Here is a 22916-nt window from a genome sequence, read left to right as displayed (position 1 = left end):
ACGGTAATGTTTGAGTGGTTTTTAAGCAGTTGTAAGATTATTGTTGGCTTTGTTGCAATTTGTCCCAGTCTGCCAAAAATGCCTTGAGGCCGTTATCAGTCAACGGGTGCTTGAGCATTTTGCCCAGAACGTCTGGTGGTAACGTCACAACGTCTGCACCAATCTTTGCTGCCTCTACTACATGCATTGGGTGCCTTACGCTAGCTACAAGAATTTGTGTCTTAAAATTGTAATTTGAGAAAATTTGTTTTATTTCTGCAATGAGTGCCATTCCGTCTTGGCCAACATCATCCAACCTTCCAATAAATGGACTGACATATTTTGCGCCTGCCTTTGCAGCCAAAATTGCTTGGTTTGGTGAAAATACCAGTGTGACATTGACAGGTATGCCTTCTGAAGAAAAGCTCTTGCATGCCTTGAGGCCGTCTGAAGTCATTGGAACCTTTATGACAACATTTGTGCCATATTTTTTGAGTTTGTGTCCTTCATCCATCATTCCTGCATAATCAGTTGCAACAACTTCAAGGCTTACGTCGCCTTTGATTATTTTGGTTATCTCTTCCATTGCTTTTTGCGGATCTCCGCCTTCTTTTGCCAACAAGGATGGATTGGTAGTAATTCCATCAAGCAGTCCCATGTCATTGTATTGTTTTATTGATTGTAGATTAGCAGTATCAAGAAAGATTTTCATTTTTTGTTACCCAATAAGTCCTTGACTGCTTTTGCTATATTAATTGATGTTATGCCGTGCTTTTCCAAAAGCTGTGGAATCTCCGCATCGCGTGCAGACTCACCAAACTTGTCATTGACACCAATTCTTTTGATTGGTACTGGATACAACTCGGATATGATTTCAGATACTGCCGAGCCAAATCCTCCCATTATATTGTGCTCTTCACTCGTCACAATGCATCCAGTTTCCCTGGCAGACTTTTCCAGTAATTCAGTATCAATTGGCTTTATTGAAAACATGTCAATTACTTTGCAAGAGACTCCTTCTTGCTTTAGAGATTCTGCTGCATCTAGTGCCATCTTTACTGTAAGGCCGCACGCAGCTATGGTACAATCGGAGCCTTCTCTCATTACAATTCCCTTTCCTACCTCAAATTCCTGCGAGTCTTGGTGCACAACTGGGGATGCAGATCTGGTCAGTCGCATATAGTGCGGGCCATATCTTTGAGAAATTATCCAAGTAAGCTTTGACACTGCTATCGTATCTGCCGGAACAAGTACTGTCATGTTTGGCATGGAACGCATTATCGCATAATCTTCAATTTGTTGATGTGACCCACCGTCTGCACCAACGGAGATTCCGCCGTGTGATACCACCAGTTTTACGTTTAGACCTTTTTTGTCTCCAGGAGAAGGATACGCTATTGCGTTTCGGATTTGGTCGACACACCTGCCTGGGAGAAAGATCGCATATGTACTTGCAAACGGAATTTTTCCGGAAAGTGCAAGTCCAGCGGATACTGAAACTAGGTTTGCTTCGGCTATTCCAACATTAAAGAACCGGTTAGGGAATTTTTTGCCAAAATCTGCTGTTTTTAGGGAGTCGGTAGTGTCTGCGCCCAAAACCACGACATCTTGGGTTTGCTCTCCAATCTCCACTAGGGCTTTGCCATATGCTGTTCGCATATCAGTCATATCGCCAATCATGCGTAGCCAAGCTCCCTCGATATGGTGTTAAGTTGGTTCTTTTTCTCTCCAATCACATGTAGATCTATCCATTTTTCGACAAGTTCTTTGCCTCCAAGCTCAAACGTTTTTTGGATTAGCATTTTGCGCCTTGCGTAGGCAATTTTGTTTCTAAATTCTCGAATTACTCCACGAACGTCATGTTGTCCAATTATCGCGCTTCCCCCAACAAATGCACGCGCACCATCTGCAAAACACGTCCCAATATTATCCAGCGTGACGCCGCCGTCGGCTTCGATGTATCCATCAAAGTCGTGCTGACCTAGAATTTGGTTTAATCGCCGCATTTTTTCATGTGTTGCTTCGATGTATTTTTGACCAGATTTGCCAGGAACCACAGACATTACTATGATTTGGTCCAGCTTTGGTATGAACGGTAGTGCCCACTCTGGTATTTCTGTATCAGGGTTTATTGCAAGGCCTACACCTACTTGATTTGCCAAGAGTGTGTCATGTATTTGCCCAAAGCTTGACGCATCGCAAACTTCGGCGTGAACAGTTATGATATCAGAGCCGGCATCAACATAATCTTTGACGTATTTGACTGGTTCGTTTATCATCAAATGCGTATCAAAAGGTATGACCGTTAACGGTCGTAGTTCTCTGATTTTGTTATGATCAAATGTCTTGTTTGGAACGAACAACCCATCCATCACATCTAGGTGAATGTAATCGGCCCTTCCATTCACACACCGCTTTACCTCGTTTTCAAGATTATTCATGTCACCAGCTATGATAGATGGTGCAATCATCGATTGGGAGTCAATTTCCATGTCGATGATTGGGACGAGTTCCTTTTTTGGAGCCTGGCCGTGCCACTTAGGGTTATCCTCCATGTGCTCGACTCCTTTTCCCTTGATGGTTCTTGCAATTATTATGGATGGTGCACCCTTGGTTTGAGTTGCCTTGTTGATTGCATGGTCTAGTTGTTCTATTCTATGGCCGTCGATTTCTAGCACATTCCATCCAAATGACCGCCACTTGTCTCCAGTCTTCCATCTGCTTGCATCCTTCCACATTTCAGATAGGTCATCGCCCGCAAGTTCCTCATCTAGCGGCATGATTTTTTCCGTGTACGAGTCTTGTTGTATAAAATTTCTATCCAATATTGCAGTTAGATTGTCAACTTTGTATTTTGCTGCCGTCATTGCCGCTTCCCAGACTTGGCCTTCGTCTGTTTCTCCATCGCCCATTACAGTAAAGATTCGTGTTGGTTTTCCGTCAATTCTTGCAGCAAGTGCTGCACCAATTGAAAACGACAAGCCGATTCCTAGTGAGCCACCACAAAACTCTACTCCTGGGCACTTGAGATCAGGATGTCCTTGCAGCTTACTTCCAAATTTTCGTAGTGTGTCTAATTCCGATATATCAAAATAACCAGCCAGTGCCATGTTTGAGAATAATCCGGGCGAAGCATGGCCCTTGGATAGAACAAGTTTGTCACGGTCTTGCCAAGATGGGTTTTTTGGATCATATCTCAGATATTTGAAAAATATACATCCCATTATTTCTGCCATAGAAAAAGAGCCTCCAGGATGTCCAGAACCGGCAGTCGATGTGGCGTGAATTACAAGTTTGCGCGCTCTTCTAACATTTTTTTTTATTGTATAGTAATTTAGGCCCATTTCAATCAAGCATAACTGGTAAAGTCATGTTTTGAGGCTGCTTCCAGATTAAATAAAAAGCTATTTTCTGCTCAATGCTTTAATCTCGATCAGGCTGTATGATATTGTGGATCTGAACAAATTAACTCCGCTTGTAATTTACGACAATCAGTGCTATCTTTGCACCAAATTCGCAAAGGCTGTTAACTTTTTTGCAAGAGGAAAATTATTGCTAGTTGGTCACTATACTGAGCTGGGAGAAAGATTACGAAAAGAAATCCTTGACTCTAGTGCTCTGGAGATGTTTTGGTTTGTAGATAGAAAAACAGCGTACGGAGGACGGGCTGCACTGATTCCTCTGATTTGTTGCATAATACTATCCAAGGGAACAGGAAATAAAGAATCTGTGAATATCAATTCTTGCAGTATAGAATGCAAAAATGCCAAGGCTGTCTTTGTGCGCTCTGCTAGCCTCATCACAAACAGTAAAAAAATTTCAATTGGCACCACATGAAGGTCATTAATTTCACCAAAAGATCTATCAACTCACCCAGAGTTTTCCATACAGTACTTCTAGTCCAGAACAATTGTGTTAGACAAACCAGCTGAAGAAAAGAAGATCTTTTCGCATGATATGTATTTTGTACTTGACTAGTTTTTGGTACAAATCAACTATTTATCAATAAGCCCAAAAGTTAATAGAGACAAAAAAGGCGATGCAAACTTGTGTTTGTAAAAGCAGAAAATACTGATCCTGCCAAGAAAAAAATAAAATTACTTTGCTATTTTGTCGCAGAAAATTCAGACTTGCCTCTAGGATTTCCAAAACTGAATCAAAAACTGGTCGATTCAACAAAAAATGCAATCAAGGAAACCAAGGCAAAACTGGGCGCAATCTCAATTATCCATACACATGACATGATTCCGGCGCAGAGAATTCTAATTGCTGGCCTTGGTCCCAGACACAAAATCACTCATGAATCTTTGAGGTTAACGTCCGGCAAGATTGCAAAAAAAGCTAGCGAGATAGGCCTAGATCAATATGCGATAGTTGTTCCGGGCGGACTGCCAGTCGACCCCAAGGTAACAATTGAGGCAATAGTGGAAGGCTCAAGGCTTGCTCTGTATTCATTTGAAAAGTACAAAAAAGAAAAGAAAAAAGTTCCAAATCTCATAATAATATCGCCTGATGCTAAAGCACCGCAAATAGTATCAAAGGCAAATATTGCATCGGAAGGTGTCATATACTCTAGAGAAATTGCAAATCTTCCTCCAAACGAATGCAATCCTGCACAACTGGCAGGCTTGGCAAAAACATTGTCATCAAAGAACAAGCTAAAGTGCACCGTATTATCAAAGGCAGAACTAAGGCAGAAGGGATTTGGTGGAATTACGGCAGTAGGACAAGGAAGCAAAAACGAACCAAAACTCATCATATTAGAATACAATGGCAAAAAAGAAGTCAAACCGACCATACTGGTAGGAAAGGCAGTCACGTTTGACACCGGTGGGATTTCGATAAAGCCTGCAGACAAAATGGACGAAATGAAATTTGATAAGTGTGGTGGATGCACCGTACTTGGAATAATGAAGGCTGCATCGGAGCTAAAGCTTCCGGTAAATCTGGTCGGAATTGTGCCATCAGTTGAGAACATGCTTAGCGGAGAATCGTATAGACCAGGCGATATCATAAGACTATACGATGGAAAAACTGCAGAAATTCTAAACACGGATGCAGAGGGGCGCCTCATCCTATTTGATGCACTATCCTATGGCATCAAAACTTACAAGCCAAAGGAGATAATCGACTTTGCAACGCTGACAGGCGCATGTATTGTGGCACTAGGCGCAAATGTAGCAGGTCTAGTCAGCAACAACAAAAAAATCGCAGACAAGATTGCAAAATCGTCTCAAAACACTGGAGAGCAGGTCTGGCAGCTTCCAATCAATGATGATTACATGGACATGATAAAATCAGACTATGCGGATATCAGAAACACGGGTCCTGGCAGAGTTGCCGGAACAATTACTGCAGCTGCGTTTTTGGCAAACGCCGTAGGTAACACGCCTTGGGTACATTTTGACATTGCAGGAACCGCGTGGATGCAAACGGGTGCCAAGGAAAAATCTTACAATCCAAAAGGTGCAACCGGATTTGGCGTGCGACTAATGCTGGATTATCTTAGTAGCCCCTAGAGTTTCTGTCAGGGGTTCCGCCATTCGGATTTCTAAAGTTGTGCTTTTCCATCATGTGATTCATGAACCTAATGTCGTTTTCTAGTTGTGCACCGCAAACTGAACATGTTGGCATGGATATGGTAAAAAATCCACAGTATAAGAATTTGATTAAAAGATGCCAGCACCACTACTTCCCAAGGGCTCTCGCACCTTAGTAACACAGTGGCGACATTAGGTTTGACTTCCAGGTTCGGAAAGAGACTGGGTCGCGCCCTAACGCTGTGGCCGGCTTGAATGTCTTGGTCTGATTGTTCTGTATTAAGATTACGACTAGTCCCGAATGAGGTATAAATTGACCAGATCAGAGAATACACCATGACGCATCGAGTAGCGGTACTAGACAAGGAATTATGCCAGCCAAAAAAGTGTGGCCTAGAGTGCATCAAGTACTGTCCTGTCAACAAGTCAGGCGCTGACTGTATCATACTAAATGAGGAGATAAAAAAAGCGCAAATAGACGAGGACATTTGTAATGGGTGCGGAATCTGCGTCAAAGTATGCCCGTTTGAGGCAATCACAATAGTAAATCTGGCAACAGAATTAGGGACAGATAAGATTCACCAGTATGGGAAGAATTCATTTCGACTATACAAATTACCTACGCCAAAAAAAGGTGAAGTTGTAGGATTATTGGGAAGAAACGGTATGGGAAAAAGCACGGTTGTTTCCATTTTGTCCGGCAATCTTAAGCCAAACCTTGGCAACTATGATTCCCCACCTGAATGGGACCAAATACTGAAGAGATTTGCAGGAACTGAGCTAAAGGAGCACTTTGAGAAAATAAAAAACCAAGAGATAAGGGCGGCAATAAAACCACAACAAGTCTATAACATTTCCCAGGTCTTTGACGGGACTGGAAAAGAGTTACTGGACAAATATGATCAGAGGGGAGTCACAGGGTATTTGGTAAAGGAGCTTGGCCTGCAAAATTCACTAGAGCATCACGTAAAGGAATTATCTGGTGGAGAGCTGCAAAGAATTTCTGTTGCAGCTGTTGCCTCAAGGGAATCTGATTTTTACTTTTTTGACGAGCCTTCATCGTACAATGACGTATTTCAGAGAAGGGGAGTCGCACGCGTAATACACAGCTTGGCAAACATTGGAAAATCAGTAATGGTGGTAGAACATGACTTGACTCTGCTTGACTTTTTGTCCGATTATATTGAAATTTTGTATGGCGAACCTTCTGCATACGGAATTGTGTCTGGGATATTATCAACAAAAGTTGGAATCAATGTATTTTTGGACGGATATCTTCCAAACGAAAACGTCAGGTTTCGTGACAAGAAATTCAGCTTTGATGTGTCCACGTCTGCTGAAGACTTTGAGAAGGGCGAAGTTCTAATCAAATATCCAGCACTAAAGCGAAACTATCCTGCATTTTCTGTCTCTGTCGAGCCAGGCCAAGTAAGGAGAGGTGAAGTCATGGGAATAATGGGCGCAAATGCTCTTGGAAAGACAACCATGATGAAGATGATTGCGGGAGTCGAAAAGCCAGATGAAGGAACAGTTGACAAGGTGATTACAATATCTTACAAGCCACAGTATATTCCAAACGACTATGATGTCGAGGTGTTATCAGTACTTGACAAGGCAAACGGCGGCCCAATATTTGGAAGCATAGAAGAAGAGCAGATCGTCGATCCACTAAAGATAAAAAAACTGTACAACAAGTCAATCAAGAATTTATCAGGCGGAGAACTGCAAAAGGTGGCAGTTGCCACATGCCTTCTCAAAAAAGCAGACGTCTACGCACTAGATGAGCCATCGGCGTTTTTGGATGTAGAAGATAGAATTGCAATTGCCAAATTCATCCAGAGATTCGTAAGATCTTTTGCAAAATCAGCCATCATAATAGACCACGACATTCAGCTAATGGACTTGATTTCCGATACTATGGTAATCTTTGAGGGAGAGTCCGGAAAATCTGGCCATGGCACAACGGCAATGAGTAAAGCAGATGCAATGAATAGATTCCTCAATTCCTTAGACATTACATTTAGGCGGGACGAGCAGACCCTACGGCCACGAGTAAACAAGTCAGGAAGCAGGTTGGACAAGCAACAAAAAGACTCGGGCCAGTTTTACTATAAGCATTGACTCGAATGCTAAAAAAAGCACTGGAAGGTGTGCTAAATCCAACAGAGGCATCCGATCTGTATTCCGCATTTGATCAGATAGGCGACATCATCATAGTCAGGATTCCTGATTCCCTATTATCAAAGAAAAAGATAATCGGCCAGACATTGTTGGAATCGGTGCATCCTGCACGCTCGGTTTTTTACCAGAGTTCCGATGTCTCAGGCGACTTTAGGACAAGAAAGCTAGAGGTAATTGCAGGTGAAGATAAAACCGAGACTGAATACCGCGAACATGGTTGTAGATTCAAAGTGGATGTGGAAAAGGCGTTTTTCTCGCCAAGACTATCCACTGAAAGAAAGAGAATAGCTGATCTAGTCCAAGACGGGGAGGTCCTAATCAACATGTTTGGCGGAGTCGGTATGTTCTCCATAGTTGCCGCTAAGGCAAAAAACTGCACAGTGTACAATATCGACCTAAATCCGCATGCTTCCAGATTATGCGAGGAAAGCGTCAAGCTGAACAAAAAGCTCAAGGGTAAAATAATATCCATAAATGGAGATGCAGCCCAAGTTGTAAGGGAACAGCTCTGCGACAAGGGAGACAGAACCCTGATGTTGCTTCCCGAAAGATCCGATGAATTTTTAGACTCTGCTGTTCTTGCCACAAAGTCGGGCGGAATAATTCATTATTATTCACATCAGCATGCCGACAGGCGTCAAAACTCTGCCGAACTATCAAAGAAACACTTTTTGCAAGTAACGCCGGTAAAGGCAGAAACAATTGGGGGAAGAATGGTGCGGGCAGTAGGTCCTCGATACTACCAAACAGTAGTGGATGTCAAAATTACAAAATAATTATTTATCGTCAGGTAGAATAGAAGACGGCGACGACTTTGTAGTTGCCATCATGTAGCCAATCCAGGATATCACACCAAGGATTCCGCCTGCAATCATCAGTACCGATAATTGTAATACTATTGGACTCCACTCGGAGAGCATCAGCAAATACGCATAGACAAAAAACCCCCCTATGCAGGAACAAAAGATCAAAATTCCAGTCATCTTACGTCTATTCATTTAGCTGAATACTTGATTGTAAGTATATGAATCTAATATGTAAATTCGATGGCCATCAAAAAGGCATCCTCACCATCCCTATAGTATGCCTTAAGTCTCTGCTTTATGACAAATCCTATTTTTTCGTACAATCGGACTGCATCGCCGTTGCTACACCTGACCTCCAAATACAGTTCGTCGCATCTCTTTGACTTGATACCCTGGATGCATTCTTCTATGATTGCCTTGCCCAGCCCCTGCTTTCTGTACTCTTCTAATACTGCAACAGAGACCACGTGTCCCTTTTTGACAAAGCCAAGCTTTTTGAAATTTGAAAATCCATATTCTGTCTTACACATGATGTATCCTACTAGCTTGCCTTGGTGTTCTGCAACTAGGAATGCTTCCGGTAGTTCTGCTAGGAGACTCTCATAGAAATAATCTGAATAATGCTCTGGCAGAGTCTTGAGATTTATCTCCATTACAGGGATTAGGTCGCCCAGCTCGCAGTGTCGGATTATGTAATCTCCAGTCTGGTGGTTGATTATCTGCAATGTAATATTCTGGAATAATCGATATTTAACGTTAAAGCAGAATTATACAAATCAATTAATGCCCAGATTATGCTTTGACGTATGATGAGCGAGCCTACGCAAGAAGACGTAATTGCCATTGTATCGTCCGTGTTTTCCATTCAGGCAGTATCTGTAACACTTGAGAAAATGGAGTTTGAGATATCAGATTACGACTCGGAAAAATTTGTCGGCCTCGCGCAAAGACTGGAAAAAATAGGAATTGTATGTTTTGTGCAAAAACACTCTACCAGCATAGTAATCCAGGCAAACAGACTTCCACCAGAATCGAAAAAGAAAAAATTCCTTTCGCGCGCCTGGCTACAGAGAATTCTGTTTTGTGTCGTGGTAGTATTTGCCATGATTGATGGCTACTACAAGACTATAGGTGCAAACAGCCTGACTTACATCGGAGACCCGCTTGATTTTGCTGTATTATACACGATATCGCTTATTGGTATACTTGGCGTACACGAGGCAGGGCACTTAGTTGCGGCAAGATGGCACAGAATACGCACGACTTGGCCGTACTTTATTCCTGGAATTCCCGTGTTTGGCCTAGTTCCGACATTTGGTGCAGTAATCCAATCCCGTGGCTTGATGGTTAATCGCAACATCATTTTTGATATTGCAATTGCAGGTCCCATCGCGGGCCTAGTTGTTGCTGTGTTGGTGTCGTTCTACGGTGCTTATACTTCGCCGATTTTGGAACCCAGCATTTCTGATGGAGTTGACGGCTTACGTAAGCTTGACGACAGCATTTTCATGCAGATAGCGCTCGGTGTGTTTGGAAAAGCAGGATCCGACGTTGAGGTGCTAATGTCGCCTGTGATGTTTGCGGCATGGATTGGGTTTTTGATCACATTTTTGAATTTATTACCAGCATGGCAGCTTGACGGGGGTCACATGGCACACGCAATGTTTGGCCAAAAAATCCACAGAATTGCCACCTATGCAAGTGTTGGTGTTTTGTTTTTGCTTCGATATGAGATGATGGCAATATTCATTTTGATATTTAGCATGAGAAACATGAGTGTGAGACCGCTAGATGACGTCTCGCCATTATCCAAGAACAGAAGGCTACTCTATATCATGGTAATAGCATTAGCTGTATTGTGTGCTCCTTTGCCGTTCTCAATTTGGCCCTAGAAGGATTCTTGCACCATCCGGCACAATTGATACCTTTTGTCTTGCGCCTTGGTGTTTTAGGACGTATTCCAGAGTTTCCTTGACGCCGTCAAACAATTTCATGTTTAGTTTTTTGATGTAAAATTCTGGTAAAACAGATACAATTCCTATTTGGATCTTTTTTTGAATCTCTGATATGTATAGTAAATCCTCCATCCCGTCTACATATTTTGCCGGCTTTTGCAGCCTCTCTATACTCATCCTACCTTCAATGTACTGTCGTATTGCCTCAGAGCCTATTCCTGCCCTGCACTCGCCAAGCAGAATAGCTAGGCCTTCGTCACGTATTGTGGTATAACAGTTCCAAAGCGAGCCTATGGACCTACCAAGCGTGTCGTTGCTTGCGTCCTTGCCTGTGCTGATTAGCAGGGTTCGGTGCTTTTCTATGGATTTTGCAAATGTTGCCATTGTTTTTGATATTGTACCCGTATTGGAAGGATGGCCTATTGCAAGATCTGCAATTCCCTTGTTGTGTGATACAATTTCTATTGCAGAAATATCAAATGTACCTGCAAAGGACTTGGCTACTTCCATTGGTTGTGTTTCTTTTCCTGGATTAGGGAGGTTGCCTTGTCTTTTCTCATATGCGGACAGCATCTGGTCCTTGCCAAATTTTCGCAATAGTTTTGTAGATATAGTGTCAAAGCCGAACAGGCCGTCAAACTCCATTTCTCCTACAAAGACCAGATTGGAGTCAACATTTTCAATTCCTTCAAACGCCAAAACCTGACTTTCCGGAGGGAGGCTTGATCTAACTATATTCATGAATTGCTTGTCTGCAAACACTTTAGGTCTAGGGGCTGATTTTTGCGTACATTTCTCAAATATTATAGATAATGTTTTTTGGATTGCCTGGGTGTAATTTAGTACAACTAGTGTAATTGGTTTTGTTATGTCTAGTCCATCCAGTCTTTCAGATATTTGTGAGTCATCCAATACTGGAGAGTCGAGCTCGATTTTTTGGTCCAGGTTTTCTGCCTTTATATCAAGGACAACATCGGTGGCTCCATAGTTTAACCAAATTTCAGGCATAATACCCCCACAAAACAAAGCAAAATAAATCCAGTTTAGTAAATTTTGGTATGGAGTTTGTAAAAGAGTTTGCAACGTTTTTGCACCAAAACGGCATAATCAAGTTTGGCGACTATACCCTGGCAAGTGGCAAGAAAAGCTCCTACTATGTAGATTTGAGACTAGTTCCTAGCTATCCGCACCAGTTCAGGCGCATGATTAAGCACTTGCAGCGCCTGATATCAGAGCAAATCGGCTTTGATGGTATTGATTCTGTTGCGTCCGTGCCTACGGGCGGTCTAGTCATTGCGTCGTCCTTGGCATACGAGCTGGTAAAGCCTCTAGTGTATGTAAGATCACAGGCAAAGGACTATGGAACTGGCCAGCTAGTAGAAGGCATTGTTAAGTCTGGTGACAGAATCCTTCTGATAGATGATGTTGCAACAACCGGTGGTTCTATCATAAATGGAATCAAGGAGCTCAAAAAGGCAGGTGCCAAAATTACAGATGCCTATGTTATAGTAAACAGATTAGAGGGAGCTGAGAAGAATTTGTTGCAGGAAGGAGTCACTTTACATCAAATCTTTGATGTAATACAGGTTGCCAAAATTTTGCACGAGCAAAAGCTAATCGATGATTCTGTTTTGGACAAGGTAAAAAGTCAGGTCCGGTCCTAGTCGTATATCATTAGCTTTTTGTCTTCTAGGGTGTTGTGTAGATTATTTACCGAGCGGTAAACATCGGATTCCTTTTTTGCTCCGGTACATACCAATTTTCCTGATGCAAATAAGAGTACCACTGTTTTTGGGTCAAGCATCCTATGGATTAATCCAGGAAATTGCTCTGGCTCGTACATACTTCGCGGCAATATCCTAGCTGCTTGCTCTAGGTGAATTTTTCCGCCAAGATTTCCAGATGCTACTATATTTTGTACGGTTACTACTGCATTATTTTTTATTTTGATTCCACCCTTTTTTAGCTGGGCTACAACAGAGTTTACAGCTTTGACTGCCATCTCTTCTGATTTTCCTCCGGTGCAGACCATCTTGCCTGATGAGAAAATCAGAGTAGCAGTCTTTGGGCTTTTGATTCTAAATACTAATCCAGGGAACTGTTCTGGGTTCCATTCCGTGTCTGGGAATTTTTTCGTGATTTCTGTCAGATCCAGCCTTTGCTCTATTGTGGCAGAGGCGACTACGTTTTCGATTGATACTATTGGTTTTGTTTGCGGCATCTTCAGCCTTTTTGCAAAACAGCCGTATTTATACTCAAATGAATTGGCAGCTCAGTCAAATGCCTTCACATCATTTTTCAGATATAACTCTGATTCTTCATTGCGGCCAAGTTCTATTCTATTGGGACTTCTTTTATTGATTGTCCCCCCGCGTGTGATTTTTCGATGTATACAAACTCGTTAATTTTAGTGCCGTATTGGCACCATGATAGATGGATTACACCCAGATTGTGTGCAATGACTTGGAGCATTGTAGTATGGCAAATAACCTAGTCGCCACATCATGGTGCCATTTAATACTCAAAGCATGCGATTCGAGCATTTTGCCATGCATTGGATTTAGCAAAAAAAAATGGTGTCCCAATCAATGTCATATCCATACAAACGAAGACTAACGCAGGATTGAACAGTATCACGCAAAGCAGGTAAAAGATATTTCAGTCAGTCGAAAAGTAGTACTTCGAAGAATCTTCAAATTATTCGAAGTCCAAACCACCAAGTTTCAGATTCATCTAACATGTAGTTTCCTAGAATCTAACAAAATTGGGAATCATAGATTTCATTTGCCAGTATGAACAAAATTGACTACATCGTAACGGGAACAAGTGGAAAGGAAACGGTAAAGGAGAGATGTTGGGCAGAATCTCTACCAACGTAGCTCTTAATGCAGCGTATCCAATGGAATTGATAAAATAAGTGGGCCCAAAGGGCTTCGATCCCTTGGCTCACCGGTTATGAGCCGGTTACTCTACCAAGCTGAGTTATGGGCCCCTGAACAAAACAGGTTTGTGCTGTGTATAAAAGTTATAGAGATGTGCAGTAATTTTCGTAGCAGCTGTCCAGAAGATGGTTTTGTGCATCAAGTGACTTTTCTGCAATTGTCAAAATTTCGACATGTTTTTCTTCTGGAATAGTATCCAGTATTTTCTCCCATGTTGCTGCATGTCTAATATCTGCTTCCTCATGCAATCTGAAATATTCTGTTGCTGAATCTGAAGTGATATTGTAGAATTTTGCCAAGCCCTCTAGCTTTGTGTGGCTTATTTTTGGAATTTCCTTTTCAAACGCATACATAGCAGCTGCGCCTGATTCTAGTGAAGTTATTAAACTTGATAGCTCAGATACAGCCGTAGTTGTCTTTTCAAGTCCTATATAGGACTCTATGTTTTGCACGCCCAGAGATACTGCAAAATGAGCCCAAGGAGCAATATGTTCTGATTCTTCATATTGGTTTTCTTTGATTTCTGATACCATTGATTCTGGCGTGTATGGCACAATCATGCCAACAAAAGACGGAACTGCCTTTACCATTTGGAAGTATTCTTTAGAATAACCTGCAAGCATTTCTTTAGATAATTTGCCGTCTGACCACATTTGATAAAACGGGTGCTTGAGTAAGCTCTTCTGCTCGATTAGCTGATCTATTTTTTTTGTAAGTGACATGGTATTGTGGTGTTTTTGCCAATAAAAAAATCTTTACTGTCCAAAAGATTTTATGCGTTCAAGTTTGCGATGCAAACGGGCTCCTGTGGTGTAGTCCGGTCAAGCATGTCGCCCTTTCAAGGCGGAGATCCCGGGTCCAAATCCCGGCGGGAGCACCTACAACTATTAATATTGTAAACGAAGAGATCGGTCGAGTGTAGTTTTTTGGATCGAAAAAATCTGAAAATCAATCCATTACTTGACACATACAAAGAGTATATCCAAAAAATAGACAGCGCCCTTGAATCCGAATTATCACTTTATTCAAAATCAGAGTTCATGCAACCCCTCATGTACGCAATAGAGGGTGGAAAAAGAATCAGGCCACTGATATTATTGCTAGCTGCCGAATCTGTTGGTAAAGCTGATGAGCATGCATTTGCGGCAGGTTGTGCAGTGGAATTTTTACATACAGAATCAGTAATTCATGACGATATTATCGATAATGAAACCTCGCGAAGGCATAAGGATCCGTTCCATATCAAATACGGATACAACACCAGCATCCTTACTGGTGATTTTGTCTTGGGATTAATCCTGAATATTTCATCTCGACTAAACAACCCAAGAATCACAAAAGACCTGGCAAATACTGCAATGCTCATGAGTGAAGGTGAAGTGTTAGAGACGATGCTGGAGACAAGCCAAGATCTTACATTTGATGACTATCTCAAGGTTATAGAATACAAAACCGCAACAGCATTTGAGGTATCTTCAAGGCTCGGTGCAATTATCGGTGGTGGAAACGAGGACCAGATCGTTGCACTATCGGAATATGGACGAAACATAGGAATTGCATATCAAATCCGAGACGACCTAATTGACTGGAAAAATGAGGACAAGCTATTCAACCTACTAGTAAAGCGAAGCATGGACCCGCGTGACATTTTCAATCATATGGAAAAAATGCTGAAGGATTATGCTGGAAAAGCTGCGGCCAGTCTTAGAATAATTCCAGACAATGATGCAAAGTCTCACTTGGAGTATTTGCTAAGACTGACTACTTTGAAATTGTAAGCGCGGTATCCAGTATTGGTACTGCATTCTTTGTGAATTCTATAATTGGGTCTGGATAGACTCCTATTCCGATTAGAAATATTATAGAGAATATCATTACACCGATGATTGCCTTTGGTTCCTTGACCTTTTTCTCAGTCTCACCTTCAAAGTACATCTTTCGTATGATCCAACCATAGTAAGCCAGAGACAATGCAGAGTTGAGAACACCCGCTATTGCAAGCCAGCCTGCCCACGCCGGAAGTCCAGTCTCTAGCGCAGAGCCAAAGAGAATCAGCTTGCTCCAAAATCCTGCAGTCGGTGGTACACCTGCCAGTGCCAATATTGATATGACCAGACCTATCGATGTGATTGGCATCTTTCTGCCTAGGCCCTTGAGTTTATCGATATTTGTTATGCCAATTGTAGTAACAATGCCTGCAATTGCAATGAATGCTGCACCCTTCATGACAGAGTGATTCAAGACATGGAACAATGATCCCTGAATGCCAAGTGATGTAAACGGAGCAACTGCCAGTCCAATCAATATGTAGCCGGCATGACCTATACTGGAATACGCAAGCATACGTGAAATGTTCTTTTGCATTATGGCTGCAATGTTTCCAACAGTCATTGTCATTACTGCAATTACACCTAGTGCAAATGTCCAGTCTAGCTGCAGTGCTATAGTACCCATTATGATTACTCGAAGGGCGGCTGCAAATCCTGCCTTTTTGGTTCCAGCTGCTAACAGTGCAGTGATTGTTGGGGGCGCACCCTCATAGGTGTCTGGAAGCCACATGTGGAATGGGACTAGACCCATCTTGAATCCAAATCCTGCAATGAACATACCTACTGCCAAGAGGGCAAGCGGCATCATTGAAGGATCTAGATTTGCAAGGCCCATCATGACCTCGCCAATGTTTGTCGAGCCAGTCAGACCATACACTATAGAAATTCCATAAATTATAATTGCAGAAGACAATGCGCCGAAGAGGAAGTACTTGAGTGCCGCCTCGTTTGAGCTTGGATTCTTTTTCATAAATCCAGCCAAAACATATGTTGGAATTGACATTAGCTCCCATGCTACAAAGAGCATTACTAGATCAGTAGAATATGCAACTAGCACCATTCCTATTGTGGATAATAATATCAGAGAATAGTAGACTGGAGGATGAGCTTGTCCACGCATGAAATTAAACGAGCCTGCAGTTGTGATTATTGCGACAATTAGCATTGCTATTGCGAACAGGCCGCTAAAGGAGTCATTTGCAAGAACATCTGCAGAAAATACCGCTGCTGGAGGAAGCTGGCCTGAGACTATCTCGTATGCAACATAGCCAATTGATGCTATCAGTGCACCAAATGCAATTGCCGCATAAAACGAGTTCGACCCCTTTTCCTTTCGTATTACGGATATAACTGGGAGAATCATGCCGATTGAACCCAGTATTGCAATCAGGACAATTGGAGTTGATGTGATTTCTATCATAGTATATCTCCTACAAGAACAGGAACAATACTACGAATAGTATTCCCGCTCCAAATACGTAAAGATAAGACTGTACCACGCCGGTCTGGGCCTTTTGCACTACTTTGGCGCTCCAGCCGACGGACTTTTCAAAGCCGACGTTAAGGCCCAAGTCGATTGCATATCTCTCAAAGTATCTCCAGATTCCTCTTGCAAGCCATAGTGGTGCCACTACAAAGCACCAGTAAACTATCGCATTGAGGTACCATCTATTCAGCAAAGTCTTATGAATTGCATAAAAGAAAATGTTAGAGTTCACAAACTTGACTGGGTCTACAAATCTTCCAATATAGAAGACATATCCCAAAGATATTCCAATTCCAAATGCTGCAAGCGATGCCATCAGTGCAACTGGGTTGATTCCCTCCAAGAATGACGGCAGTATGCTTTCTTCATCATGTTCTGGTACCAGGCCGTGTTCTGCCTCGATGTTGAATGTGTGTCCCAAGTATTCTGTGAATAATTCATGGATGCCGTGTTCTGCGGACAATCCAACTATACCAATGCCAATTGTCAGCACCGCTAGAATTCCATATGGAGCCCACATGGAGAGGCTTGCCTCGTGGACGTGGTGACCTTCTTTTTCCATGTGCTCAATGTGCTTGGATTTATCTCCAAAGAAGACCATTCCAATCATTCTTGTAGTATAGAAAGTAGTAATAACTGCAGTCAGTACTGCAATTGCAAATAACGGCATTGCCCAAGTGTTGCCAGACTCGTACACTGCGGCAAAGATTGCATCCTTGCTCCAAAATCCAGTCGTGATAAATGGAGCACCCATCAGGCCTAGGCCTGCAGCCCACATGAACGCATATGTCTTTTTCATATGCTTTCGCAGTCCTCCCATGTCTGTCATGAATCTGGATCCCACCACATGGAGTAATGAGCCGGCGGCCATGAAGAGTGATGCCTTGAACATTGCGTGTGAAATAAGATGGAAGAATCCGGCGGTGTAACCATCAACGTACTGGTGCGATAGACCAGCAACACCCATTGCCATCATCATGAAACCGATTTGCGAGCCAGTAGAGTATGCCAGTACTTTCTTTATTTCTGGATTTACCATTCCTTGCGTAGCCAATAGTATTGCGGTGATTCCTCCAACCCAAGCAATTACTTCAAAGAATTGGTCTAGTGCAAATCCGGCAGCAGCCAATGCAAAGAAAAGCGGTCCAATTCTTGCAACCAAGAAAACACCTGCCTTCACCATTGTTGCCGCGTGAATCAGTGCAGAAACTGCGGTTGGGCCTGTCATTGCTTCTAGTAACCATTCGTTTAGTGGGAATTGCGCAGATTTTCCGATTGCGCCTCCAAATAGCAAAACAGCTGCTGGTACCAGCAAGCCTTGTGCTTGCATCGCACTAGCCCATGCAGTGTCGTTCATTAATTCTCTGAATCCAAATGTGCCTGCAAATGCGAAAATCAAGAACATTCCAGCTAGCATCATGATGTCGCCGACCTTGGTCATGATGAATGCCTTCATACCTGCGTGTGTCGGCGCATAATACTCTTGTAATCCCAGTACGGTTCTTCCCTGAACGCCGACATGGTCCTTGTGTTTGTCCCTATACCAGAACGAAATCAGTGCGTATGATGCAAGTCCTACGCCTTCCCATCCAAAGAACATCATTAGTAGGTTATCAGACAATACGATGATCTGCATCGAACCAATAAAGAACATCATCCAGAACCAGAATCGAGTAATGTCCTTGTCGCCTTTCATGTATCCAGTGCTGTAAACCATTATCAAAAATGAAATCCACCCAACTACATTTGCCATTATTACAGCTAGTGGGTCAGCTAGCACTCCTGCTTTGATTCCAATTGTTGAGATCCAGTTTACCTGGTCATGCACTTCGTGTGCTTCTAGTGCACCAGGCAAAAGTGTCGCAGCAGAAATTGCACTCATCAAAGCAAATCCTACTGCTACCCATCCAGTACCACGTTGTGTTGCTTTTCCGACTGCCGGAATAATTAGAGCTGCGATAAATGGTAAAATCCAGACAAGCCATGCACTTGTTGGCGCAAAGTCTGGCAAAAAGCTCAGCATGCTAGCGTCAGCCATTATACGCCAAGCACTCCTTTCATGTATGGGATGATATCCTCAAAGAACAAGTCTGGGTATATGCCCACCACAATAGTAAATCCAGCTAGAACCATCATTGGAGCAGTCATGTACCAGCTTGCCTCCTTTACGTGTGAAAGGTGCTCTGGTAGTTTTCCAAAGAATACTCGCTTTAGCATCCAGAGCATGTAAGACATTGTAATTACTGTGGCAACGAGTCCCAATCCAAATGTGATGTATCGTAGCGTTGCGCCACTTGCGGCATTTTCTTTGACTGCTGTGTCTAATGCACCGGCAAACAAAGTCCACTCACCCATGAATCCACTCGTTGGTGGAACTCCGGCAATTGTTAGTGCGCCAATTACGGCACAGACTGCAGTGATTGGCATTTTTCCTGCAAGCCCTCCAAGTTTTGTCATGCTTCGCGTGCCACACTGCACAATCAGAATACCTGCAGTCATGAAGAGGAGTGCTTTACCCAAGCCGTGGGTCACATACATGAACTCTGCTCCCGCAAGTCCTAATGTGGAATACGAGCCTATTCCAAATAGGATGTAGCCCATCTGGCTTATGCTGGAATATGCCAATAATCGCTTGATGTCATCTTGCATTAGTGCCATTGCACCTCCGTAAATCATAGTGATAAGACCCCAGATGTGGAGCCAGATTGCCATTTCTGCATACGTGTTTGGCAAAAATTCGATAATTAATCTGAAAAGACCATATGCACCAATTCCGATCATTGCAGGAGACAGCAGTGCACTAATTGGTGTGGGGGCTGCTCCGTGGACATATGGTAGCCAAATGTGGTAGATAAAGGCCGCAAGCTTGACTGAAAGGCCAAGTACTATAGCTATTGCAGAAAGCATCAGGACATCTTGCGGGATTTTTGCCTCCGATATTGCCGCAAAGTCAAAGCTTCCAATGGATAATCCAATTGTCAAAAATCCTAACAACAACACAACTGCGCCAACATGGGTCCAGAACAGGAACATCAGGGAAATTCTTCTTCTAGGTCCGTCACCCCAGAATGCAACTAGGAAGAAAGCCGGAATCAGCATGACCTCAAAGAAAATATAGAATTGGATGAGATTTGTTGCAAGAACTGTACCAAGCATGCCCATAACAAATACCAGATACAGTGCAAAGTACAGACCGGACTGCTTTTTGACATATTTGTTCATCTCAGAGGATTCTACCATTGCAGTTGTCTGTCCAGAGCCAGAGTTAGTGTGGTGGAAGTGTTCTTCGTACATTTCATGGAACTTGTGCAACATGTATGGTTTGGAGTATAGTGCCAATACAGTACTTAGAACATAGATGATTACTGCAAACGGAATTGCAAGACCGTCCAGCTTGAATCCAAATTCTCCAAAGAGTTTGGTCCAGACATAGTGCTCTTCATAGCTTCCAGATAGCGACACTTGTATGACTAAAAATGTGCAATATAGCAACAGTCCAAAGGTAAACCAGGTTGCGGCGTTTGGACCCATCTTTCTGCCCAGAATATATGCTATTGGTGACAATAACAAAGGCAGGAAGACTGCCTGAAGAAGTGCGTATTCCATTACCCTTTCAGGCTCCTAAATTCTGCAATATCGACATTCTTGTACATGCGATATGCTACGATGATTAGTGCAAGTCCCACTGCCACTTCGGCTGCGGCAATGGCAATTGAGAATAATGCAAATGTCTGTCCCTGGCTGTTTGGTAGGAATCTACCAAATGCTACGAGATTCAGGTTTGCTGCGTTTACAATCATTTCTACTGCAAAGAGCATGCGGATTGCGTTTCGCTTTACAGAGATTCCATAGATTCCAATTGCCAGTAATGCAATCGATACAATTACAAAGTCAAGCATTGTGTTGGTCATTTGTCAAATCCTCCCTTCTTGCCAAAGTCAGCGCGCCTATTACGGATGCAGCCAAGATGAATGCCATTAGTATGAGTGCGGGCCAATAATACGTCAAAAAGTCAGCACCAATTGATCTAAAGTCAACTGGTGGCTCATCGGTGGTAACGGTCTTGATGCCAGAGCTCAGTATTACTGCACCAAGGCCTATCATCAACGAAAGCATCAGGCCTATGCCCGCATAGCGTCTTCGTTTATCTTCGATTTTAATGAAAATTAATTGTCGTCGTACCAGCATTACTGTAAATAGAATCAGTACCGCGATAGAGCCAATGTACACTGCAATTTGGAACATTGCGACAAACGGCGAATCCAGTAACAAAAAAAATCCCGCAATTCCACCAAGTGTTCCCATCAATGCAATGGAACCATAGATTAGTGATCTTAACTCAAGTGCTGCAATTGCAGAGCCAATTGTGATTACTGCCAGACCAAGGAATACCGCATCAGCCATGTGTGGCACCTCTTGGGTTGTCAAATTTCAGCTCGACGTCTTGTGCAATGTTTGGCTTTACTTGTAGTTGGGCTGGTGTGTAAATTAGGCCCTCTTTAGTAAATGATGATAATTCATAGTCGTTAGTCATGTATAACGCATAGAATGGGCATGCATCCACGCATAGACCGCAGAAGACGCACTTGCCATAGTCGATTTGCGGCATGATTGCCTTTTTGTTTTGTTTCCAGTCCTCTTGGACCTTGACCATTGCAATTGCCTCCGCAACTCCTTCGCATGCAATAGAGCACAGCTGGCATCCGGTACAGTGGTCATGGAAGAGCATGTGTCGTCCCTTGTAGCCCGCAATCCCAACCCCGGTGTTTGGATCGTATTGATAGCCATCTCCGACCATCTTTAGTTTTTGTTCAGGATATCGTAGTGTGAATCTCTTGACTGCTAGGTGCTTGATTCCAGAGTTTAGTGCTTTGATGATTCCAGTTGCTGTTCCCATTATAAGATTCCCTCCGGACCTAGTACCCCAGCGTAAACCAAGGCGAGTGCTATAAAGATGTTAACGAATGCAAGTCCGATCAGTTTGTACCAACCAATGTGCAAAAGCAGATCAATTCTGATTCTCGGGAATACGCCTCTTGGCAGCAATATGAAAAAGATAACACCGACTACTTTGACTACAAACCACAACGCGTCATTGAGCATCTGCTGATCTAAAAGTGGTAGGCCTGGGAATCTAGCAGTGATCGGTCCCACGTTGATTCCTTCCTCGATTATTTCTTCTGGGAATGGTGGCCAAATGTTAGGTCCACTCCATCCACCTAGGAACAACACCACAAAGAGTCCAGCAAATGCATACAGCTTCAGGTACGATCCTAGTTGCACCAACCCGTACATCATGCCGGAAAACTCTGTTAGCCATCCTGCGACAATTTCGCTTTCTGCCTCGGGTAGGTCAAATGGAATTCGCTCCAACTCTGCCAGCATTGCTATGAAGAACACGATTGCGCCTATTGGCAAAAATATTATCCACCAGAATGTGTACTGGGACTCTACGATTTCAGTCAGGTTTAGTGTGCCAGTTAATATGACTACGCCCAAGACTGACAAAATTAGTGGGATTTCAAATGATACCATTTGGTGCAGCGCGCGAATTCCTCCAATGAATGGAAACTTGCTGTTAGCAGACCATGCTGATAATACCGTGATAACAGGGAAGAATCCAATTATTGCAAAGACTGTCAATAATCCAACGTCGGCGTCTGCTACTACCCAGCCACCTCTAGCTGCAGGAATTAACGATACAAATGCAGCTGCCGTCCCGACAAACAAGACAGGTGCCGCCCAGAATATTGGCTTGTCTGCTTTTGCCGGTATGATGATTTCCTTTGATAACAGTTTGATTCCGTCACTCATTAATTGTAAAATTCCTTCTATTTTTCCGCAATAGAAAGGACCGACACGAAGTTGGAGCTTGGCAAGCATTTTTCTTTCGATAAAAATGGTTCCTGCCGCAAGCAATGCCGCAAACCCAAACCCAGGAAATGCAACAATTCTGAAAAGTTCAGTTTGCAGCAGAGATTTTATCAGTGGGATTTGTCTTGACGGGTCTGCAAGAATTGTCAGCGCCAAATATGGGTCAAGTAGTCTTGTTCCAATCACAGGCAATTCCAAATAGAACAGCATCACCTGGATAAACGGCAGTCCTACCAGAGTAACAAGTGTGATTGTCCAAAAAACATTGTCTGTAAGAGATTTTATGAAATAACTTAGTCGAAATTTTGGCGCAATTGTAGACAT

At 42.9% G+C, this 22916-nt stretch carries 22 protein-coding genes, 2 tRNA genes and 1 rRNA gene; 8 read left to right on the top strand and 17 right to left on the bottom strand.

The annotated features are described in order from the left end of the window. Nucleotides 1–37: 37 nt before the first annotated feature. From fsa to FJ354_04325, 3 genes are read right to left on the bottom strand one after another with little or no spacing between them, the layout of a single operon-like run. On the bottom strand, nucleotides 38–691 hold the full coding sequence (gene fsa, locus FJ354_04335; protein MBM3905895.1) for a fructose-6-phosphate aldolase: 654 nt from the start codon (nucleotides 689–691) through the stop codon (nucleotides 38–40). Continuing rightward, complete coding sequence (locus FJ354_04330) at nucleotides 688–1647, bottom strand: transketolase family protein (protein ID MBM3905894.1); 960 nt, start codon at nucleotides 1645–1647, stop codon at nucleotides 688–690. Before FJ354_04330 ends, fsa begins: the two co-directional genes overlap by 4 nt. An 8-nt stretch (nucleotides 1648–1655) precedes the next feature. Beyond that, nucleotides 1656–3323, bottom strand: a complete 1668-nt coding sequence (locus tag FJ354_04325) for a ribulose-phosphate 3-epimerase (GenBank protein MBM3905893.1) — start codon at nucleotides 3321–3323, stop codon at nucleotides 1656–1658. A 106-nt stretch (nucleotides 3324–3429) separates the two neighbouring features. On the opposite strand from FJ354_04325, the gene FJ354_04320 reads away from it, so the two are divergent. Together FJ354_04320 and FJ354_04315 are read left to right on the top strand one after the other, a co-directional pair. Next, nucleotides 3430–3816, top strand: coding sequence for a hypothetical protein (locus FJ354_04320; protein ID MBM3905892.1), 387 nt, complete (start codon nucleotides 3430–3432; stop codon nucleotides 3814–3816). A 212-nt stretch (nucleotides 3817–4028) separates the two neighbouring features. Next, nucleotides 4029–5498: a leucyl aminopeptidase gene (locus FJ354_04315; protein MBM3905891.1), complete on the top strand. Its 1470-nt coding sequence runs from the start codon at nucleotides 4029–4031 to the stop codon at nucleotides 5496–5498. A 155-nt stretch (nucleotides 5499–5653) separates the two neighbouring features. On the opposite strand, the gene rrf is transcribed toward FJ354_04315, so the two are convergent. After that, a 5S ribosomal RNA gene (gene rrf / locus FJ354_04310) occupies nucleotides 5654–5773 on the bottom strand. 82 nt (nucleotides 5774–5855) lie between these two features. On the opposite strand from rrf, the gene FJ354_04305 reads away from it, so the two are divergent. Then, a complete protein-coding gene (locus tag FJ354_04305) occupies nucleotides 5856–7640 on the top strand; it encodes a ribosome biogenesis/translation initiation ATPase RLI (protein MBM3905890.1) in 1785 nt (594 codons plus the stop codon). Between the two features lie 5 nt (nucleotides 7641–7645). Next, on the top strand, nucleotides 7646–8476 hold the full coding sequence (locus FJ354_04300; GenBank protein MBM3905889.1) for a class I SAM-dependent methyltransferase family protein: 831 nt from the start codon (nucleotides 7646–7648) through the stop codon (nucleotides 8474–8476). Here FJ354_04300 and FJ354_04295 read toward each other — a convergent pair whose 3' ends face one another. Both FJ354_04295 and rimI read right to left on the bottom strand, forming a co-directional pair. After that, entirely contained in the window at nucleotides 8477–8698 is a 222-nt protein-coding gene (locus FJ354_04295) for a transcriptional regulator (protein MBM3905888.1), read from the bottom strand. Between the two features lie 32 nt (nucleotides 8699–8730). Beyond that, nucleotides 8731–9231, bottom strand: coding sequence for a ribosomal-protein-alanine N-acetyltransferase (gene rimI / locus FJ354_04290; protein ID MBM3905887.1), 501 nt, complete (start codon nucleotides 9229–9231; stop codon nucleotides 8731–8733). An 84-nt stretch (nucleotides 9232–9315) separates the two neighbouring features. Between rimI and FJ354_04285 the strand changes: the two genes are divergently transcribed. Further along, complete coding sequence (locus FJ354_04285) at nucleotides 9316–10398, top strand: site-2 protease family protein (GenBank protein MBM3905886.1); 1083 nt, start codon at nucleotides 9316–9318, stop codon at nucleotides 10396–10398. Here the strand turns inward: FJ354_04285 and FJ354_04280 are convergent. Further along, the gene (locus FJ354_04280) at nucleotides 10384–11469 is read right to left on the bottom strand and encodes a transcriptional regulator (GenBank protein ID MBM3905885.1); all 1086 of its coding nucleotides are present in this window, start codon (nucleotides 11467–11469) and stop codon (nucleotides 10384–10386) included. The two genes, FJ354_04285 and FJ354_04280, sit on opposite strands and share 15 nt — an antisense overlap. Nucleotides 11470–11519: 50 nt before the next feature. On the opposite strand from FJ354_04280, the gene FJ354_04275 reads away from it, so the two are divergent. Further along, complete coding sequence (locus FJ354_04275; GenBank protein ID MBM3905884.1) at nucleotides 11520–12125, top strand: orotate phosphoribosyltransferase; 606 nt, start codon at nucleotides 11520–11522, stop codon at nucleotides 12123–12125. On the opposite strand, the gene FJ354_04270 is transcribed toward FJ354_04275, so the two are convergent. The 3 genes from FJ354_04270 to FJ354_04260 all read right to left on the bottom strand — a co-directional run bounded on the left by FJ354_04270 (nucleotide 12122) and on the right by FJ354_04260 (nucleotide 14125). Continuing rightward, on the bottom strand, nucleotides 12122–12682 hold the full coding sequence (locus FJ354_04270) for a TATA box-binding protein (GenBank protein ID MBM3905883.1): 561 nt from the start codon (nucleotides 12680–12682) through the stop codon (nucleotides 12122–12124). The two genes, FJ354_04275 and FJ354_04270, sit on opposite strands and share 4 nt — an antisense overlap. A gap of 697 nt (nucleotides 12683–13379) precedes the next feature. Next, a tRNA-Met gene (locus FJ354_04265) sits at nucleotides 13380–13453 on the bottom strand. 33 nt (nucleotides 13454–13486) lie between these two features. Further along, entirely contained in the window at nucleotides 13487–14125 is a 639-nt protein-coding gene (locus FJ354_04260) for a pyrroloquinoline quinone biosynthesis protein PqqC (GenBank protein MBM3905882.1), read from the bottom strand. Between the two features lie 79 nt (nucleotides 14126–14204). On the opposite strand from FJ354_04260, the gene FJ354_04255 reads away from it, so the two are divergent. Continuing rightward, a tRNA-Glu gene (locus tag FJ354_04255) sits at nucleotides 14205–14280 on the top strand. A 49-nt stretch (nucleotides 14281–14329) separates the two neighbouring features. Beyond that, nucleotides 14330–15181 carry a polyprenyl synthetase family protein gene (locus FJ354_04250; protein ID MBM3905881.1) on the top strand — a complete coding sequence of 284 codons (852 nt, stop codon included), beginning with the start codon at nucleotides 14330–14332 and terminating at the stop codon, nucleotides 15179–15181. Here the strand turns inward: FJ354_04250 and FJ354_04245 are convergent. The 7 genes from FJ354_04245 to nuoH are packed head-to-tail and all read right to left on the bottom strand — an operon-like array spanning nucleotide 15165 to nucleotide 22916. After that, a complete protein-coding gene (locus FJ354_04245) occupies nucleotides 15165–16652 on the bottom strand; it encodes an NADH-quinone oxidoreductase subunit N (GenBank protein ID MBM3905880.1) in 1488 nt (495 codons plus the stop codon). The two genes, FJ354_04250 and FJ354_04245, sit on opposite strands and share 17 nt — an antisense overlap. A 10-nt stretch (nucleotides 16653–16662) precedes the next feature. Next, entirely contained in the window at nucleotides 16663–18741 is a 2079-nt protein-coding gene (locus tag FJ354_04240) for an NADH-quinone oxidoreductase subunit L (protein MBM3905879.1), read from the bottom strand. Between the two features lie 14 nt (nucleotides 18742–18755). Beyond that, nucleotides 18756–20324, bottom strand: coding sequence for an NADH-quinone oxidoreductase subunit M (locus FJ354_04235; GenBank protein MBM3905878.1), 1569 nt, complete (start codon nucleotides 20322–20324; stop codon nucleotides 18756–18758). Next, the gene (gene nuoK / locus FJ354_04230; protein MBM3905877.1) at nucleotides 20324–20629 is read right to left on the bottom strand and encodes an NADH-quinone oxidoreductase subunit NuoK; all 306 of its coding nucleotides are present in this window, start codon (nucleotides 20627–20629) and stop codon (nucleotides 20324–20326) included. The genes FJ354_04235 and nuoK overlap by 1 nt, the downstream gene beginning before the upstream one ends. Further along, complete coding sequence (locus tag FJ354_04225; GenBank protein ID MBM3905876.1) at nucleotides 20610–21122, bottom strand: NADH-quinone oxidoreductase subunit J; 513 nt, start codon at nucleotides 21120–21122, stop codon at nucleotides 20610–20612. The genes nuoK and FJ354_04225 overlap by 20 nt, the downstream gene beginning before the upstream one ends. Continuing rightward, nucleotides 21115–21615 (bottom strand): 4Fe-4S dicluster domain-containing protein, encoded by a 501-nt coding sequence (locus FJ354_04220; protein MBM3905875.1) that lies wholly within the window; start codon nucleotides 21613–21615, stop codon nucleotides 21115–21117. Before FJ354_04220 ends, FJ354_04225 begins: the two co-directional genes overlap by 8 nt. Continuing rightward, nucleotides 21615–22916: an NADH-quinone oxidoreductase subunit NuoH gene (gene nuoH, locus FJ354_04215; GenBank protein MBM3905874.1), complete on the bottom strand. Its 1302-nt coding sequence runs from the start codon at nucleotides 22914–22916 to the stop codon at nucleotides 21615–21617. Before nuoH ends, FJ354_04220 begins: the two co-directional genes overlap by 1 nt.

Source organism: Nitrososphaerota archaeon, assembly GCA_016872055.1.
Lineage (GTDB): Archaea > Thermoproteota > Nitrososphaeria > Nitrososphaerales > Nitrosopumilaceae > Nitrosotenuis.
Note: the sequence above shows the minus strand (reverse complement) of the source record. Positions and strands in the feature narration are given on the sequence as shown.

Excerpts from the sequence above, each read along its gene's own strand:
- fsa (MBM3905895.1), bottom strand. The coding sequence starts at position 691 with ATGAAAATCTTTCTTGATACTGCTAATCTACAATCAATAAAACAATAC.
- FJ354_04330 (MBM3905894.1), bottom strand. The coding sequence starts at position 1,647 with ATGACTGATATGCGAACAGCATATGGCAAAGCCCTAGTGGAGATTGGA.
- FJ354_04325 (MBM3905893.1), bottom strand. The coding sequence starts at position 3,323 with ATGGGCCTAAATTACTATACAATAAAAAAAAATGTTAGAAGAGCGCGC.
- FJ354_04305 (MBM3905890.1), top strand. The coding sequence starts at position 5,856 with ATGACGCATCGAGTAGCGGTACTAGACAAGGAATTATGCCAGCCAAAA.
- FJ354_04300 (MBM3905889.1), top strand. The coding sequence starts at position 7,646 with ATGCTAAAAAAAGCACTGGAAGGTGTGCTAAATCCAACAGAGGCATCC.
- FJ354_04295 (MBM3905888.1), bottom strand. The coding sequence starts at position 8,698 with ATGAATAGACGTAAGATGACTGGAATTTTGATCTTTTGTTCCTGCATA.
- FJ354_04285 (MBM3905886.1), top strand. The coding sequence starts at position 9,316 with ATGAGCGAGCCTACGCAAGAAGACGTAATTGCCATTGTATCGTCCGTG.
- FJ354_04280 (MBM3905885.1), bottom strand. The coding sequence starts at position 11,469 with ATGCCTGAAATTTGGTTAAACTATGGAGCCACCGATGTTGTCCTTGAT.
- FJ354_04275 (MBM3905884.1), top strand. The coding sequence starts at position 11,520 with ATGGAGTTTGTAAAAGAGTTTGCAACGTTTTTGCACCAAAACGGCATA.
- FJ354_04270 (MBM3905883.1), bottom strand. The coding sequence starts at position 12,682 with ATGCCGCAAACAAAACCAATAGTATCAATCGAAAACGTAGTCGCCTCT.
- FJ354_04260 (MBM3905882.1), bottom strand. The coding sequence starts at position 14,125 with ATGTCACTTACAAAAAAAATAGATCAGCTAATCGAGCAGAAGAGCTTA.
- FJ354_04245 (MBM3905880.1), bottom strand. The coding sequence starts at position 16,652 with ATGATAGAAATCACATCAACTCCAATTGTCCTGATTGCAATACTGGGT.
- FJ354_04240 (MBM3905879.1), bottom strand. The coding sequence starts at position 18,741 with ATGCTGAGCTTTTTGCCAGACTTTGCGCCAACAAGTGCATGGCTTGTC.
- FJ354_04235 (MBM3905878.1), bottom strand. The coding sequence starts at position 20,324 with ATGGAATACGCACTTCTTCAGGCAGTCTTCCTGCCTTTGTTATTGTCA.
- nuoK (MBM3905877.1), bottom strand. The coding sequence starts at position 20,629 with ATGACCAACACAATGCTTGACTTTGTAATTGTATCGATTGCATTACTG.
- FJ354_04225 (MBM3905876.1), bottom strand. The coding sequence starts at position 21,122 with ATGGCTGATGCGGTATTCCTTGGTCTGGCAGTAATCACAATTGGCTCT.
- FJ354_04220 (MBM3905875.1), bottom strand. The coding sequence starts at position 21,615 with ATGGGAACAGCAACTGGAATCATCAAAGCACTAAACTCTGGAATCAAG.
- nuoH (MBM3905874.1), bottom strand. The coding sequence starts at position 22,916 with ATGTCTACAATTGCGCCAAAATTTCGACTAAGTTATTTCATAAAATCT.